This window comes from Nocardia sp. NPDC058114 (genome assembly GCF_042884695.1).
In the GTDB taxonomy this organism is placed as follows: Bacteria; Actinomycetota; Actinomycetes; order Mycobacteriales; family Mycobacteriaceae; genus Nocardia.
On the sequence record NZ_JBHVTK010000001.1, the window covers coordinates 1,674,365 to 1,690,758 of the forward strand.

Here is a 16,394-nt window from a genome sequence, read left to right on the forward strand (position 1 = left end):
ATCGAAAGGTTCACCAATGAGCGATCTGCTCGATCTCGTCAACGTGCACTACGCCGGCCTCGAAGGCGGCGATCTCGACCTGGCCGCGAGCCCGTTCACCGAGGATGTCGCGGCGGAGTTCCCGTCCGGTCCGCTCGCCGGCATCGAGGCACTGCGCGGGCTGATCGGTGCCTTCATCACCGCATTCCCCGGCATGAAGATCGAACGTCGCAACACCTGGGTCGACGGTGACACCGCCGTCGCCGAAATCGTGTTCACCGGTGTTCAGACCGGTCCGCTTGCGACCGCCGAGGGCGAGGTGCCGCCGTCCGGCCGCACGGTGACTTTCCCGCTGATCGACACCTTCACCCTGCGCGATGGCAAGGTCTCCGAGCATCGCGTCTACTGGGACAACGTGAGCTTCCTGACCCAGCTCGGGCTGCTGCCCGCCCAGGGCTGAGCAGCTGTCCATCGGAAACCCCTTCGGCTCGGCCGGAGGGGTTTTCGCTGTTCGTGAGGGTCGGTGGTGTGCAGGTTTCTGGACAGTTCACCTGCCCGTTCGGGCCATAGCCTCCCAGGTATGACCTCTGATTCAACGTCGACAGGTGGTTCGGGAATCCGGCGCGCGCGAGCAGGATGGGTTCTTGCCCTTGCCGCGACCGTCCTTCCCGGCTTCACGGCGACAGCACAACCCGCCGCGGCCGACAGCGCCGGATACCACATCTACGCCCATGGCTTCCTCAGCGACGGCATTGTCGGTTACAACGCGTCCGACAGCGGGCAGCCCACCCCGATCGCGGGCCGTGCGACGCCCGGCTCGCTGAACTGGCCGCAGGCTCCCACTCTCGACGGCCGGTTCCTGTTCGTCGCCCCGGGTTCGAACCCGCAACTGATCCCGTACGCGATCGGCCCCGGCGGCGAACTCACCGCCGGGGCGCCGCTCGCGATGCCTGATGTCCCGGTCGACATCATCTTCGCGCCGAACAACCGTGATGCCTTCGTCGTTGTCGGCCTGCAGAATGCCCAGGTGGTGCCCGTACGCATCGGCGCCGACGGCACGCCCAGCCTCAACGGTACGGCGATGCCGTTCGGTGAGTCGATCGACGGAATCGCCTCGGGCACCGTTTCGCCGGACGGCAAGCAGCTGTACGTGGCCAGCCTGCTGCCCCGGCAGTTGCTGGTGTTCGACATCAACGCCGACGGCTCCGTGTCTCCGGTCAAGCAGCGGGTCTCGACGGGCCTGAATCCGATCTACCCGCGGGTCACGCCAGACGGTCGGCACGTGTACGTCATCAACGAGATCAGCGGTTCGGTGTCGGGCTTCAGCCGGGCAGAGGACGGTTCGCTGACCGAGATCGCAGGATCACCGTTCCCGACGGGCATGCTTCCCCATGTCACCAGCATCACCCCCGACGGCCGCTTCCTCTATGTGCCCAATATGGGTTCGGGGCACATCAGCTCCTTCGCGATCGAGCCGAACGGTGTGCTGACCCCGCTGCCCGATGTCGCCTTCGCGCCGGAGAAGCCGGGCACGTTCGCGGAGTCCTCGGCGATGTCGCCCAGCGGTGACGTGCTGTGGGCGCTGGGGACCGACCCGATGCGCGGCGGCGAGGAGATCCTGCGACGGTTCACCGTCGGCTCCGACGGCGTGCTCGACCTGGACGAATCGGTGGCGATCTACACCGGCACGTACGTGGCCGACGGACGCACGATGTCGCTGGTTCCACGCCGCTGAACCCACTGAGAAGGCCCCTCCGACTTGAAGTCGGAGGGGCCTTTTTGTGTTTCAGGTCTATGCCCAGCATCACCGCAGTTACGCAACTAACTTGCTTAATTTAGTTGTATGGTTGGCTAATGACCGCTGACCCGTCCACTGCCCGAGAGCTGGGGGAAGTACTGCGTCCGATCGCCCGCCGACTGCTCGCCGGACGGACGATCTCTGGGGGGAAACTCGGTGTGCTCGGCTATCTGTCCAGCCATGGCAGGGCCACCGCTACCACGTTGGCGGGGATTCAAACCGTCAGTCCTCAAGCCATCGCCACCGCGGTCCGCGAGCTCGAAGCCCTCGGGCTGGTCGTGCGCACTCCCGACAGCGAGGACCGCCGCCGCATCTGGATCGAACTCACCCAGACCGGTCGCGTGCGGCTCGCCGAGGAACGCGCGGTCGGCCTGGACTGGCTCGAACGCGCGATCGCCGAGCGACTCGACGACGAGGAACGTGCCAACCTCGACAACGCTCTGCCCGCGCTGCGGAAACTGATCGATGGCGGGCCGGTCGGATGATCGCCGCACGCCGACTGACTCCCGCGCTCGTCTATACCGCCCTGACCTCGGCCATCGTCAGCTCGCTCGGCATGCTGCTCGTCCCGGCGATCTCGCGGGAGATGCACGTCGATGTGAGCGCGGCGCAATGGATGCTGACGGTCAATCTGCTGGTCGGCGCGGTGACCACGCCGATCATGGGCAGGCTCAGCGACGGCCCGCACAAGAAGCGATTGCTGCTGTGGTCGCTGACGATCATCTTCATCGGGTCGATCATCGCGGCCACAGCACCGAACTTCGCGATATTCCTCCTCGGCCGCGCACTGCAAGGACTCAGTTACGGCATCGTCCCGGTGACGATCGCCCTGGCTCGCCGCTACCTTCCTCCCCACGAAGTCCGCAACGGCATGTCGACGCTGTCGGTGACAGTGACCAGTGGGCTCGGGCTCGGCTACCCGCTCACCGGCATCCTCGCCGATCTGTTCGGCTTCCGATTCGCGTTCTGGGCGGCGGCCTTGTTCCTGTTGTCGACTGTGCTGGTCGTGTGGCGTGTGGTGCCCGACGGCCCGGACGAGCGGGCACCCCGTACGCCGTTCGATGTACGTGGCGCGGTGTTGCTCGGGGCCGGGCTGGCGACGTTGCTCCTGGTGGCCGGTGAAGGTTCGCGCTGGGGGTGGGGTTCACCGGTGACGATCGGCCTGTTGATCGTGGCGCTGATCATTCTGGTCGGGTGGGCGCTGGTCGAACTGCGGACTCCGCACGCGCTGGTCGACCTGCGCGTGCTGCGCGCCGGCGACGCCCTGGTCGCGAACGGTACCGCGATCGGCCTCGGCGCCGCGATGTATGCGTGCCTGTCGATCGCCAGCCTGATCGCGCAGGCACCCGCGTCCACGGGCTATGGCATCGCGCTGCCGTTGTTCTGGGCCGGTTTCGTCATGTTGCCGCTGTCGATCGGCAGCTTCGCGGCCAACCGTATCGTTCGCGTGGTCTCGGCACGTATTCCCATGCGCGCTCTGTTGATTCCGGGCGCCGCCCTGGTGAGCGTGTCCAGCCTTTTCCTGTGGCTGGCTCACGACGAGCTGTGGGAGATCCTGCTGGGCATGTTCGGCTTCGGCTTGGGCATCGGCACGACCTATGCCGCGATGCCCGCGCTGATCGCCCGCAGCGTGGCCGACCGCGAGCTCGGCAGTGCTGTGAGCTTCAATCAGGTTCTGCGCACCGTCGGCGGCTCGTTCGGTAGCGCCATGTCCGGCGCGGTCCTCGCCGCCCACCTCGCCACCAGCGGGTACCCGACCGCGACCGGCATCGGCATCGCCCTGGCGGTGGGTGCCGTCGGCTGCGCCATGGTGCTCACCGTTCTGCTGACCGCCCACTTGATGACCCGGCAGAAACAGAGGTGATCGGTCGGTTCTGCTTCCGCCTCAGGCTGCCACGACCTCGGCGACGTCGCTGAGCCGGGCATAGCGCCCGCCGTCGTCGTTCAGCGCCGCATGGTCGCCCAGCTCGACGACCCGCCCGTGATGGAGGACGCGATCTGATCGGCGTCGCGGATGGTGCTGAGCCGGTGCGCGATGGTGATGACCGTGCGGCCCTGTGTCACTGCGTTGATGGCGGTCTGCACCGCACGCTCTGTTTCGTCGTCGAGGGCGCTGGCCGCGCATCGTCGAGCACCAGCACGCGCGGGTCGCGCAGTGGTGGACGCGCTCGAAAGGGCGAGCTGGTCACGCGTGAGCCCGACCCGACGGACCGCCGCGCGGCCCTCGTGCTGGCGACCGCACGGGGAAAGCGAACCCCCGAAACTCTGACCGAGGCCCGGACGAAGGACGCCGACGAATTCTTCGGACGCCTCACCGACCAGGAACGCACCGCGCTGCGCGACATTCTGGGCAAGCTCACGCTGTGAAGCCTGGTGGGTTACCGCTGTCGACGGCGTTCGGCCGACGTCCTCGAGCGTGAACAGCCGAGCTGAACTGACCCGGCAGCGGTCGCTTGGTGTGGCCGCTGCCGGGTTCGAGCGGAACCAGGTCAGTTCACGGCGACCCGGCGTGGAACTGTGCGGCGAAATCGGTGATGAGCGCTACGGTCGCGTCCTTGGTGACCGCCGTTGTTCCGCCGTCGACCGGCAGCGCGATGCCGGTGATCCAATCCGAGAGGTCGCTGGCGAGGAACAGCGCAGCACAGGCGACATCGCGGGCCTGGCCCGCGCGCCCGATCAACGTCTCGCCACCGATGCGTTCGCCGATCCCGGTGAGGAATTCGTCTTCGCGATCCTGGCTCACCCCGAACATGTCGGTGATGATCGAGGTGAGGACCGCGCCCGGCAGGATCGCATTCGAACGAATGCCGGTGCCGCGATTCTCCATGGCCGTCTGGCGGACCAATGCCAGCACGGCTGCCTTGGCCATCGAATAGGCGCCACCGTTCCACCCGGCCTGCAGTGCCGCGACACTGGCTGTGGTGATGATCGAGCCGGGTGTGCCCTGCACGCGAAACTGTCGCGCCGCGTACTTGTGCGCCGCGACGTGCGCCTGCAGGTTCAGTGCCAATGTTCGGTCCAGGCCCGCCGGGGTGAGCTCGTCGATCGGTGAAAGGTCCACGGCGGCACCAGCATTGCTGAACATGACGTCGAGTCGACCGAAGGTGTCCACCGCGACGTCGACGATGGATTCGACTGCGGCCGCCGAGGTGACATCGGTGTGGGTGAACACCGCCGAATCACCCAGGCGCGCAGCGGCGGCCGCACCGCGTTCGTCTTGGATATCGGCCAGGACCACCTTCGCACCGTGCTCGACGAAGGTTCCGGCGGCGGCCAGACCCATCCCGCTCGCCGCTCCGGTGATGACGGCTACCTTGCCGTCGAGGAGGTTCACAGCGGCCACTGGAGGTGTTTGACTTCGAAGAATTCGCGGAATCCCTCTTCGCCGCCTTCTCGGCCGATACCGCTGTGGCCGGGTCCGCCCCAGGGGGCGTCGGCGCGCATGCCACCGCCGCCGTTGATGGTCACCGTGCCCGCACGCAGTTGACGTGCGAACTCGATCGCGTCGACGGTCGGTCCCCACACATTGGCATTGAGTGCGTATTTGACGTCGTTGGCCATGCAGACGGCATCGTCGAGATCGGTGTACGGCATCACCACACCCACCGGCGCGAACAGCTCTTCCTGGGCGATTTCGGCCTCGTTCGACACTCCGGTTACCAGGGTGGGTTCGAGGAAGAATCCGTCGTCGAGGCCTGCGGGTCGTCCACCGCCGACGGGTGTCCGGGCTCCGGCGTCGCGGGCGCGGGCGAGGAATCCTTCGACGTTGTCGCGGTGTTCGCCGGTGATGAGAGGGCCCAGAACGGTGTCGGGTGCGAACGGGTCGCCGACGGTAAGCGTGCGCAGGAACTGCGCCGAGCGTTCGATGTATTCGTCGAAGTCGGCTTGGGGGACCAGGGTTCGTGTTGTCGCGCCGCACGCTTGGCCGCTGTTGCGCGTGAAGCGCAGTGCCGAGGCGGGGACCGCGCGTGCCAGGTCGGTGCCGGGCAGCACGATGTTGGGTGATTTGCCCCCGAGTTCGAGGACGACTTTCTTCAGCGTCGGTGCCGCCAAAGCGAGGATCTTGCTGCCGACGGTTGCCGACCCGGTGAAGGTCACCATGTCGACTTCAGGGGCGGTGACCACTTGTTCGGTGACTTCCGGTGGTCCGAAGACGAGATTGACTGCGCCAGTGGGGAATCCGGCTTCTTCGACCAGTTTGACGAATGCTGAGGTCAGTAGAACGGCTTTGGGGGAGGTGACCAGGATGGTGGAGCAGCCTGCGGCGAGGGCGGCGCCGAGTTTGTAGGCGCTCATCATGATCGGGACGTTGTAAGCCACGATCGCGGCGACCACGCCTGCGGGTTGGCGCAGGAGCAGGCTGCTGGTGGTGATCGGGTCGTGGTCGAGGGGCAGGGGTTGTTCGTAGCCCTCGCGTGGTCCGCGGGTGGCGGCGTCGGCGAACCAGCGGAAGAATTTCGCGGGTAGGTCGACGTGGAGGGTGGGTCCGCTGCTGATCGGGGTGCCGATCTCGGTGGCTGCTATGTGGACCAGAGTCTCCCGATTGTCTTGGAGCTGGTCGGCCAGGCGGTGGAGTAGTGCGCCGCGTTCGGTTGGGCCCAGGCGGCTCCATTCGCCGCCGTCGAAGGCGCGTTGCGCGGCTGAGATGGCAGTGGTGACCTGGTCGGGGCCGGTGGCGGGGGTGAGTGTGACCTGCTGGCCGGTGGCGGGGTTGATCGTGGTGATCGGGTCACCGTCGCCGCGGGTCCAGCGGCCGTCGATGTAGCTCGCGGCCTCGCCGATGAGGGCAGTCATGCGTGAATCCTTTTCGGGTAAAGATCAATTCGGGAGATGACGGATCACCCCGCCATATAGCCGCCATCGACGACGAACTCGCCGCCGGTGGCATAGGCGGCACGGTCGGACAGCAACCAGCACGCCATCTCGGCGATCTCCTGCGGCTGAGCGAGCCGAGCCGACGGAATGCGCGCCATGATCGTGTCGCCACTGCGGCGCTTGGCGTCCTTCATCAGATCGGTGTCGGTGTAGCCGGGACACACGGCATTGATCCGGACGGTCGGGGCATATTCGATCGCGGCGGTCTTGGTCAGCCCGATGACACCGTGCTTGGCTGCCGAATAGCCGGCGGTGGTCTTGAACCCGGTGAGCCCGGCCAGCGAGGCGGTGTTCACGATCGCACCGCCACCCTGCGCTTGCATCTGCGTCAATTCCGCACGCAGGCACAGCCATACGCCCTTGAGGTTCACCGCGATCGCCCGATCGAAGGCGTCCTCGTCCCACTCGGCGACGCGGCGCCCACCCTGACCGATCTGCCCGCCGCTGACCCCGGCGTTGTTGAATGCGGCGTCGAGGCGGCCGTACTCGGCGACCACCGCGGCGACCATGGCGTTCACCGCCGCGCCGTCGGTGAGGTCGGCGGGCAGCGTGACGGCCTCGCCGCCCGCGGCTCGCACCTGTTCGGCCGTGGTTTCCACGCCGTCCTTCGACACATCGGTCAGCGCGAGCCGCGCGCCTTCCTGCGCGGCGAGCAGAGCGGTGGCTGTGCCGATCCCGCCCGCGGCGCCGGTGATGAGGACGATTTTCCCGTCGAGCAACATGATGGTGACCTATCTCTTGGAACGAATGATGTTGGGGGAGTGCCTATCCCACGCGAGAGGCGGGCCAGTCCCTGGCGGGAGAACGCCATGCGGGCCAGTGGTCCTCTGGCTCCGGGCGGGTCACCGACACGTGGTGGAAGCACTGCTGGCACTTCACGACCATGCGCGGTCCGAGGAAGTTGGCGACGGGATAGCGGGCCAGTTCCGTGGCACCGCATGCCGGGCACGCGCCGTCGACGGGTACGCGTTCGACATAGACGCGATCAGTGTCGGGGCGGGGGAACAGGAGTCGATCGACTGACATGGGATTGTCCTTAGCCTTCAGAGAGTCCAGGTGAGGGGAGTGCCGACCGGCGCCTGCCAGTGCCCTTTCGCGCGATCGGTAGCCAGACGCGCACGCCGCGTGGTCGTGGCCTGTGCGTCGACCTCACCGTCGGTGATCACGACTCCGTAAGCGGCAGCGGCGAATTCGATGCTCACCAGGCCGGCGCGCACATCGGCCGCGACCCGGTCCACCTCGCGTTCGAGCGGGTCGCCCCAGCCGCCGCCACCACCGATGACGAACCGCAGAGCGTCACCGGCTTTCAGGATCAGACCGGAGAATTTGCCGGTCTGATAGCGCGCGCCCCGGCCGAATTCGCCGTGATTGGGGTCAGGTCTGCCGTCGGCGTCGAACATGCCGAACAAGGGCTCGATGCCGCGCAGGTCCAGCGGGTCGGCGTGCCGGGCGAGATCGAAATTCTCGATGTACCAGCCGAAGGCGGGGGCGCCCGCGCCGCCACCGTTGGACCCCGGCGCCCCGACCCGGATCCGGTCGGCGGTGACGGTCACCATCGTGTCGGATTCGGCGTAGATCGAATACACCGAACCGGCGCCGCCGCGGTACTGCCCCGCACCGGCGGTATCGATGACCATCTCGTGCTGGACGACGACCAGAGGGCTCTCGATCTCGAGGTGCTCCTGCACCGAGGTGCGGCAGTTGCCGATCGGAATCACACAGAAGGAGACACCGTCCTCCTTCCAGGTTCCGCCCCAGCCGCCGCCGGCGAGCGCGAACGCACCCCAGGGCGTGCCTTCGTGCCCGGGTCGGGTGTCGATGCCGCCCAGGCTCACGACCACCGCGGTGCCGGTGTCGCAGGCGAAGGCCTCGTCGGTGGCCTGGCTCAGCGCCTGGGTCACCACATTGATGCCGCGCGCGCCGATATCGGCGTGGTTGGAGCAGCTCGACGGCGGCAGGACCTGCACCACACTGCCGGGCGGCAGGATGGTCTCGATCGGGCGCAAGGTACCGCTGTTGACCGGTGTGGCCGGGTCGACCATCAGCTTGACCGCCTCGATGCAGCGGGTGGCCTCGCACCACGCGGTCCCACAGTTGCCCAGTGGCTGGCGACCGGAGCCGGAGAAGTCGATCTCCATCGAGTCGCCACGGACTTTCACGGTGACGTGCACCGGGATCGCCTCGTCGCTCACGCCGTCTTCGTCGAGGAAGTCCTCGGCGGTGTAGTCACCATCGGGGATGCTCGCGATGCCGCGCCGCATGCTCGCCTCGGTGGACTCGATGGCGTACCGACCAGCCGCGCGGACTCCGGCCAGCCCACTGCGGGCGATCAGTTCCTGGAGCTGGCGTTCACCCACAACCAGGCAACCGTGCAGGGCGCGCAGGTCGCCGAGCACGAGCTGGGGCACGCGATTGTTCTCGAGGATGAAGTTGAAGGTCGGGCGCACCGGAACGTCGTTGGCGTACAACAGGGTCGGCGGCAGCTTGAGCTGTTCCTCGAAGTGGGTCTGGGTGCCGTTGGAGAAGCCGCCGGGGATCGCGCCGCCGAGGTCGACCAGATGTGAGGTCGAGTGCAGCAGGAATTCCACACGCCCGTTCACGAACACCGGCCGCAGCAGGTTCACGTCGGACTGGTGGATGGTGCCGCGCCACGGGTCGTTGACGAAGATGACGTCACCGGGCTGCATGGTGTCGATGTCCCAGTCGTCCATCACGAAGTTCGCGATGTGCGGTGCGGTGAAGGCGTGCTGCATGCAGCCCTCCCACAGTGCGACGGTCTCCCAGCCGTCGTCGGTGCGCATGTGGATGGCGCTGGTGCAGTCGAGGATGTCGCGGCAGACCGGCGAAAAGGCGCTGCGCATCAGCGAATCCAGCATTTCCCTGGCCACTTCGATGAGGCCGTAGCGCAGGATGTCGAGTTCGACGTCGACCGCGGGGCCGGGGGTATCGGTGGTGATGGTCATGATTTGCTCCTCAGGCCTGCGGCTCGATGATGAGATTGAGGTCGTCGTCCACCCGGGCCACCCGGCCGGGCAGGACCAGGGTGGTCGCGAACTTCTCGGCGATCAGGGCGGGCCCTGGCACCGGGCGCTGCGGCGCGAGACGTTCGCGGATATAGATCGGCACCTCGACGGATTCGGTGGTGCCGGGCACGGTCAGCGCGGTGGCGCGCAGGAAGGCATCGCCCTGCTCCGGGGTGCGGTCGGCGGCGCCGAGTTCGCGCGGGATCACCGCGGTCACCTCGACCGTGGACACGACCACGGGAATCTCGGGTGCCGCGAACCCGTAGGACTCCTGGTAGAACTCGTGGAAGGCGGGGATCAGCTGCCCGACTCGCTCGGCGGTGACGGCACCTGCGGCGATCGGCAGACGGTTGTCCCAGGTTTGTCCGCGATACATCGCGAACACCGCGCGTTCGAAGCGCAGGCGCGACACGTCGATGCCCTGGGCTTGCAGATCGATTCTGATGCTGTCCTGCAATGCCGTGAACGCGGCCTCGACGGCGTCGGCCCGGTCGGGGGCCAGCGGGGTCATGATGGATTGCGCGCGCGTCACCATGAGATCGCTGCGCAGCAGACCGAGTGCGGAGAACTGGCCGGGGCTGCGGGGCACGATCACCTTGTCCAGGCCGAGGATTTGGCCCACCCGGTCGGCGAGCATCGGCCCGGCCGACCCGGACGGCTGCAAGGCGAACTCGCGGACATTGAGCCCGCGATACACCGAGATGCTGCGCACCTTCGCCGCGATGTCCTGACAAGCGATTTCGTAAGCGGCGGAAGCGAGTTCGATCGCTGACAAGCCCCACTGCTTGCCCGTGGTGCGCAGCGCCTCGACAGCGGAGTCCACATCGAGCTGGATCGCGCCGTTGGCGAACAGATCCGGCGCCAGGATGCCGAGCGCGGCGCACGCGTCGGTGAGCGTCGGCTCCACGCCGCCGCGCTGGTAGCAGACCGGGCCGGGGTTCGACCCGGCCGACGCGGGCCCGACGGCGACCGCGCCCAGCGCGCTGGGCCGGATCAGGCTGCCCGCGCCGGAACCGATGCTCTCGACGTCGACCAGCGGCATGGTCAGCGTCAGGCCGGTTTCGAGCGTCCAGGTGTCGGTGAGCGGAGTCTTGCCACCGCGGATGGCGGCCACGTCGGTGCTGGTGCCGCCGACATCGATGGTGAGCAGATTCGGCGCGCTGCTCTCGTTGGCGAGCTTGACGCTGCCGCTCACACCTCCGACCGGACCGGAGACGAGCTGGAAGACCGGCGCCCGGCTGGCGTCGGCGAAGGTCGACACACCGCCGTTCATCATCATGATCCACAAGGTGCCCCGGTAGTCCTGCTCGGACAGCCGGGCCATCAGGCGCTCGAGATAGCCGACGACCGCCGGGCCGACATAGGCATCCAGCGCCACCGTGGTGGTGCGCTCGTGCTCGCGCGTCACTGGATACAACGCCGAGGTCTGGATATAGGTCCCCGGCAGTTCCTCGGCGACGATCTCGGCGGCCCGCCGTTCGTGATCGGTGTTGATGTAGGAGTTCATCAGACACACCGCCACCGAGCGCGCGCCCTGCTCGCCGAGTTCCCTGGCGGCGCGGCGCACCGCGTCCTCGTCGAGGGCCAGCAGCTCGCTGCCGTCGTAGCGCAGACGGCCGGGGACGCCGAAGCGCGATTCGCGGCGCACGATCGGGCGCTCCTGGTGGGGACGCAGCCAGGTGGGATCGTAGAAGCGATCACCGAATTCGCGGTGCATCCGACCGATGTCGAGCAGGTCGCGGTGACCGCCGGTGGCGATCAGACCGGTGTGCGCACCGGTCCGGCTGAGCAGTGCGTTGATCCCTACGGTGTGCCCGTGCACGATCTCGGCGACTTCGGGCACGGCGACGTCGATCGCCGCCAACGCCTGGAGAACGCCCACCTCCTGTTCCACGGTGGACAGGACCTTGCCGTCGCGGATCTCCCCGGTGCCCTGGTGCAGCCCGATGATGTCGGTGAACGTGCCGCCGACGTCGATCCCGACGATCCAGTCGGCTCCTCGTTCGCTCTGTGTCATACCCGCGCCTCCGTGCCGTGTGCTGCGGCAGATGGTGCCGCTCTATGTCACAGGTCACTTTTCCGTTCGGCGGGCTCGCCGACATCTGGCGTAGGTAAGAGGTTTGTACGACTTTCGGTCTATCCGGTGGTCTCAGACGTGGATGGACCCGGTCGGGTCCGAGTTCCGCAGCCAGATCGAGACCGCTTCGGCACGATTGGCGGCGCCCAGCTTGCGCAGCACGCGGGTGATGTGAGTTTTGACGGTGCCTTCGGAGATGGTGAGCTTGCGGGCGATCTTGGCATTGGCATCGCCTGCGGCGAGCAACCGGACGATCTGTACCTCACGACGGGTCAGTACCGAATCGTCGTCGCGGCTCAACGCGATCGATTCCGCGACAGCGGGCGAGCGCCACCGGCCGAGACTGTCGAGCTGGGTGCGGATCGCCGACATCCCTTCCAGCACAGACACTCTCGCCAGATGTTGACTCAACCCCTGGGCGAAGGCCGACAGCAGCAACTGATCGACATCGTCGAGCACTCGCTGCTGGTGGTAGCAGTCCCCATGTACCAAGCCCACCACCTCGCCGTCGATCATCAGTGGCGCGATTCCGTAGGAGGACGACTTGGTGATCGCCGCCAGCGGGCGATTGACGCGCGGGTTGTCCTGCACTTGGTGCACGAGCACGGCCCGCGCGTCGACCACCGTGTCGTTCTCGACGATCCTCTGGTCCAGGATCGGCGGGTTCTCGCGTCCCACCGCGACGATGTCCGCGGCCCAGCGCGGATCGCGCACGACGAACATCGTGTGCAATCGCCATGCCCCGTCGACGGTGGAAACCAGCGCGCGATCGAACCCGAGACCGCACGCCGCTTCCGGAATCCGGGCGAGCAGCGAATCGACCGTTGTCGCGCTACCCACCTCTGTGAGCGCGGCATGCACTTTGCCCAGCTGCCGGGTTCGCTGCGTGAGCCGCACCTGCGCTTGCATCGATTCCGCCGCCCTGATCCGGTCGAGCACCCCGATCAATTCGGCCAGCCGCGTGGGCGACGAGCCCCCCGCGTCGGCTTCGCGAAGCGCTTGGGCTGTCACCGTCTCCCACAGGTCGCCCAGGGTCCGGCCCGCCGTGGATCCAGGCAGCCCGACCGGGTCGCGATCGAGCACGCGACCCGCGTCCTCGGCAATCTCGGTGACCACGGCATCCAGCTCGGCGGCACTGCACTGTGTCGATGAACTGTTCATACTTTCGACTCCTGTCCCTGCGCTACTGCTCGCCCCGACTCGTTCCGGCGGCCGTTTCGGACGGCAGCTCGCCGAATCGTTCGCGGTACTGCTGAGCGAAGCGACCGAGGTGGAAGAAGCCCCACCGCATCGCGGTGTCGCTCACCGACATGGCTCGGCCGGAAGACAATTCGTCGTGGACCCGGTCGAGTCGCACCGTGCGGACATACGCGCTGGGTGACATCCCGACCGCGTCACGGAACCCCAGCTGGAGCGCCCGTGCGGTGACTCCGCCCCGGGCCGCGAGCTCGGCGGTCGTGATGTCCGCGTCGGGATTGGCGTGGATATAGGCGACGGCCTCGCGTACCCGTGCCGGGCCGATGCTCGGTGCGGAGCCGGTCAGTGACGGAGTGAGCTGGCTCGGTGCGATGAGCAGCAGCTGCGTCATCAAGGTGGACTCGAGCTCTCGGCACGCCAGCGGCATCGTCGACACCCCGCCCTCGCGGGCCAGCTCGGCGTAGACGAAACGGGTAGAAGCCAGCAAGGCGCGACCCGTGGGCGAATCCATGGGGAAGGTGAGGTCGAAGCGGACCGGCTCGGTTTCCCGGTGGCCGAGCAGTCGCGCGGCGTGGCGTTCGAAGGGCTCGCGGCGCAGATTGATGTGATAGTGCGCGGCGTCGGCGCTCCAGCGGATGGATACCGGGGCGTCGTGGACGAACGCTACTCCGGCCTGTCCTGCCTCGAAGGACTGGCGTCTGCCGTGCTGGGCGACCGTGCTGTGGCCGGCGATCGATAGATTCACGTGATAGCAGGACTGCATCGGTGGCCCGTCGATGCGCGCGGTGGTGCCGTAGGCCATCCGGCCGACGGTCAGGCGTTCCGAGCGCACCGACTCGAGGGCGAAGTCGATCCCGCGACGGTCGTCGAGGACGAGATCGTGATGGGCGAACGCGGCGGCCACGTGATCATGGGCGGCGGCTGGATCGGCCGTGCGGAAGGCACTCGCGCAGGTTATCGGCGTTGACAACAACGGGTGCACCCCTCCTCTCGAGCGTGATGGGTGTCACATAGTGAATATAATATACGTTCCGCCTCGAAGGTGGTTGCGTTCGGTTCCCGGATAGCGGACCTTCGCTGCGCGGATTGTGACCCAGCTCTCTCACTTCTAGCGTCGTCCTCACGGCACTCGGCCGAACATTCCATCGCCGCAGGAGGACCAGAAATGCCTGACGTACCGCCACCGCTCGAGGTGAACCGCGAACCACTCGACGGCACCTGCCCCCGCTGCGGTGCCGCCGATCTGCGCGCGTATCCCGTTGTCGCGGAACAGGGTTGGGTGCAGGTGGTCAAGTGCCAGCACTGCCTGCACTCCGTGTCGCGCGAGCCTTGGCACCGGCTCGGTCCCATCCGGCTGCTCGCCGACCTCGTCTGAACACCGAATCACTTTCAGGAGCCATCATGATCGCAGTCGATGTGGGCGGCACGTTCACCGACGTCGTCGCCTGGCGCGACGGGCGGATCCACACCGCCAAGATTTCCACCGACTACGCCGAGGTCGCGGGCCCGGTACTGTGCGGCGCCGAGGTGCTCGGCGTCACGGACGCGGCGGTGTTCAACCACGCCAGCACGCACGGCCTCAACGCCGTGATCACCCGTCAGCTGCCCAAGATCGGCTTCCTGACCACCGAAGGCCACCGCGACATCCTCGACATGGGCCGGGTCTGGCGCCCGGCCGAGGCCATTCTCGACCCGCACTGGCGGCGCAGTTTCGGCGACGCCGCCAGGCCGTTGGTGCAGCGTTACCTGCGCCGCGGTATCCACGAGCGGCTCACCGCCGACGGCGGGGTGCTCTTCGAACTCGACGAGGACCAGGCCAGGACCGAACTCGAGGTGCTGCGCCGGTGCGAGGTCGCCGGCGTGGCCATCTGCCTGATCAACGCCTACGTCGACCCGGTACACGAGCTGCGGCTGCGTGAACTGGTGCGCGAGGTGCTCGGCGACGTGCCGTGCTCGATCTCGAGCGAGGTCTCGCCGCTGGCGAAGGAATACGCCCGCGCCTCCACCACGGTGATCGACACCCTGATGAAGATCATCTACTCCGACTACACCGAGGGCCTGGAGAAGGGACTGAGCGAACTCGGATTCGCCGGTCAGCTCAACTTCGCCGACTGCGCCGCCACGCTGGTTCCGGCGGCCCAGGCGATGGAGCAGCCGTTCCGGATCGTGTTCTCCGGTCCCGCCGCGGGCACCGTGGCCTGTGCACACTTCGGCAAGCTGGTCGACGAGAACGACCTGCTGTGCGCCGATGTGGGGGGCACGTCCTGCGATATCAGCGTGGTCAGCGACGGCGAACCGTTCGTCAACACCACCTTCGAGCTAGAGCACGACCTCGTGGTCAACGCCCTCGCCAACGACATCTCCAGCATCGGCGCAGGCGGCGGCAGCATCGTGTCGGTCGGCTCCGCCGGGGAGATCCAGGTCGGACCGGACAGTGCCAGGGCCCAGCCCGGACCCGCCTGTTACGGCCGCGGCGGCACCCAACCGACGACCACCGACACCTGTCTGTTGATCGGAATCCTCGACGCGGACGACTTCGCCGGTGGGGAACTGCAGCTCGACGCCGGCGCGGCGCGACGCGCATTCGACACCCTCGACACCGAGCTCGACCTCGCCCACCGGGTGCGCTACGCCTACGAGATGGCTGTCAACAACATGGCTGAGGGCGTGTTCAACGTCGCCATCAAGAACGGTGTCGACCCGCGCGACTACAGCCTCGTCGCCTTCGGCGCGGCAGGCCCGATGCTGCTGCCCGCGGTGCTCGACACCGTGCAGTGCAAACAGGTGATCGTGCCGCCGAACCCCGGATTGTTCTCCGCTGTCGGGCTGCTTTCCACCGACCAGGTGTTCACCGTCGACCGCAGCGCCTACCTCATGCTCACCGGCGACGCGGCCCCCGAGATCGACGCCTTGTTCGCCGAGATGGAGGAGCGGTTGCGCGCGCGGACCGGCGGTGGATCGGTGCGGATGCTGCGCAGCATGGACGCGCACCTGGCCGGTCAGAGCTGGGAGACACCGTTCGTGCCGGTGCCGAGCGGAACCATCGACGAGGCCGCTGTCGCCACGATGGTGTCGGCCTTCCACGAGACCTACGAGGCCCGCTCCGGCAATCGGTTCGAGATCATGCCTGTCGAGGGCGTGACATTCCGGGTCCGCGCGGTGCTCGACACCCCCAAGGTCGAGTACGCGCGCGTCGATGGCCGCGGCCCGGCGGACGGAGAACTGGCGCCGATCCGCACGGTGACCCTGCGCTATCTCGGCGATCTCGACGCCGACGGTGTCGGCGCTCAGCAAGCCCATGTCTACGACCGCACGAGTCTGCGGGCCGGCGATGTGCTGGACGGCCCCGCGGTCGTCGAAGAGGAACTGTCCACGACGCATGTCGGCGCGGGGCAGCAGGCCACCGTCGGCGAGTACGGCGAAATCGTGATCCGGAGGAAGTGAC

General features: G+C 67.4%; 16 protein-coding genes. 7 read left to right on the plus strand and 9 right to left on the minus strand.

Annotation, left to right across the window (positions count from 1 at the left end; all coding sequences use genetic code 11):
* The first annotated feature begins 16 nt into the window (after positions 1–16).
* The 4 genes from ACFVVI_RS07760 (at position 17) to ACFVVI_RS07775 (ending at position 3,641) form a co-directional block, all read left to right on the plus strand.
* A complete protein-coding gene (locus tag ACFVVI_RS07760) occupies positions 17–439 on the plus strand; it encodes an ester cyclase (RefSeq protein ID WP_378628199.1) in 423 nt (140 codons plus the stop codon).
* Positions 440–559: 120 nt separating this feature from the next.
* The gene (locus ACFVVI_RS07765; RefSeq protein ID WP_387444146.1) at positions 560–1,714 is read left to right on the plus strand and encodes a lactonase family protein; all 1,155 of its coding nucleotides are present in this window, start codon (positions 560–562) and stop codon (positions 1,712–1,714) included.
* A 119-nt stretch (positions 1,715–1,833) separates the two neighbouring features.
* Positions 1,834–2,262, plus strand: a complete 429-nt coding sequence (locus tag ACFVVI_RS07770; RefSeq protein WP_378628203.1) for a MarR family winged helix-turn-helix transcriptional regulator — start codon at positions 1,834–1,836, stop codon at positions 2,260–2,262.
* Positions 2,259–3,641, plus strand: coding sequence for an MFS transporter (locus ACFVVI_RS07775; protein WP_378628205.1), 1,383 nt, complete (start codon positions 2,259–2,261; stop codon positions 3,639–3,641). The genes ACFVVI_RS07770 and ACFVVI_RS07775 overlap by 4 nt, the downstream gene beginning before the upstream one ends.
* Positions 3,642–3,721: 80 nt before the next feature.
* Here ACFVVI_RS07775 and ACFVVI_RS07780 read toward each other — a convergent pair whose 3' ends face one another.
* Positions 3,722–3,862, minus strand: a complete 141-nt coding sequence (locus ACFVVI_RS07780; protein WP_387444150.1) for a hypothetical protein — start codon at positions 3,860–3,862, stop codon at positions 3,722–3,724.
* A gap of 141 nt (positions 3,863–4,003) precedes the next feature.
* Here ACFVVI_RS07780 and ACFVVI_RS07785 point away from each other — a divergent pair, with 141 nt between their 5' ends.
* Positions 4,004–4,144, plus strand: coding sequence for a hypothetical protein (locus tag ACFVVI_RS07785; RefSeq protein WP_387444152.1), 141 nt, complete (start codon positions 4,004–4,006; stop codon positions 4,142–4,144).
* 127 nt (positions 4,145–4,271) lie between these two features.
* Here ACFVVI_RS07785 and ACFVVI_RS07790 read toward each other — a convergent pair whose 3' ends face one another.
* From ACFVVI_RS07790 to ACFVVI_RS07825, 8 genes are all read right to left on the minus strand, one after another.
* Positions 4,272–5,111 (minus strand): SDR family NAD(P)-dependent oxidoreductase, encoded by an 840-nt coding sequence (locus tag ACFVVI_RS07790; protein ID WP_387444154.1) that lies wholly within the window; start codon positions 5,109–5,111, stop codon positions 4,272–4,274.
* Complete coding sequence (locus ACFVVI_RS07795; RefSeq protein WP_387444157.1) at positions 5,108–6,571, minus strand: aldehyde dehydrogenase family protein; 1,464 nt, start codon at positions 6,569–6,571, stop codon at positions 5,108–5,110. The genes ACFVVI_RS07790 and ACFVVI_RS07795 overlap by 4 nt, the downstream gene beginning before the upstream one ends.
* Before the next feature lie 44 nt (positions 6,572–6,615).
* Positions 6,616–7,374, minus strand: a complete 759-nt coding sequence (locus tag ACFVVI_RS07800; protein ID WP_387444160.1) for an SDR family NAD(P)-dependent oxidoreductase — start codon at positions 7,372–7,374, stop codon at positions 6,616–6,618.
* A 43-nt stretch (positions 7,375–7,417) separates the two neighbouring features.
* Positions 7,418–7,678, minus strand: a complete 261-nt coding sequence (locus tag ACFVVI_RS07805; protein WP_378628213.1) for a hypothetical protein — start codon at positions 7,676–7,678, stop codon at positions 7,418–7,420.
* 17 nt (positions 7,679–7,695) lie between these two features.
* Positions 7,696–9,615 carry a hydantoinase B/oxoprolinase family protein gene (locus ACFVVI_RS07810; RefSeq protein ID WP_387444163.1) on the minus strand — a complete coding sequence of 640 codons (1,920 nt, stop codon included), beginning with the start codon at positions 9,613–9,615 and terminating at the stop codon, positions 7,696–7,698.
* 10 nt (positions 9,616–9,625) lie between these two features.
* A complete protein-coding gene (locus ACFVVI_RS07815; RefSeq protein ID WP_387444164.1) occupies positions 9,626–11,692 on the minus strand; it encodes a hydantoinase/oxoprolinase family protein in 2,067 nt (688 codons plus the stop codon).
* Between the two features lie 132 nt (positions 11,693–11,824).
* Positions 11,825–12,913, minus strand: a complete 1,089-nt coding sequence (locus ACFVVI_RS07820) for a LuxR C-terminal-related transcriptional regulator (RefSeq protein WP_387444166.1) — start codon at positions 12,911–12,913, stop codon at positions 11,825–11,827.
* Between the two features lie 22 nt (positions 12,914–12,935).
* Positions 12,936–13,919, minus strand: coding sequence for an AraC family transcriptional regulator (locus ACFVVI_RS07825; RefSeq protein WP_387444168.1), 984 nt, complete (start codon positions 13,917–13,919; stop codon positions 12,936–12,938).
* A gap of 195 nt (positions 13,920–14,114) precedes the next feature.
* On the opposite strand from ACFVVI_RS07825, the gene ACFVVI_RS07830 reads away from it, so the two are divergent.
* Together ACFVVI_RS07830 and ACFVVI_RS07835 are read left to right on the plus strand one after the other, a co-directional pair.
* Positions 14,115–14,324, plus strand: coding sequence for a hypothetical protein (locus ACFVVI_RS07830; protein WP_387444170.1), 210 nt, complete (start codon positions 14,115–14,117; stop codon positions 14,322–14,324).
* A 26-nt stretch (positions 14,325–14,350) separates the two neighbouring features.
* Positions 14,351–16,393 (plus strand): hydantoinase/oxoprolinase family protein, encoded by a 2,043-nt coding sequence (locus ACFVVI_RS07835; RefSeq protein WP_387444174.1) that lies wholly within the window; start codon positions 14,351–14,353, stop codon positions 16,391–16,393.
* Position 16,394 lies beyond the last annotated feature (1 nt).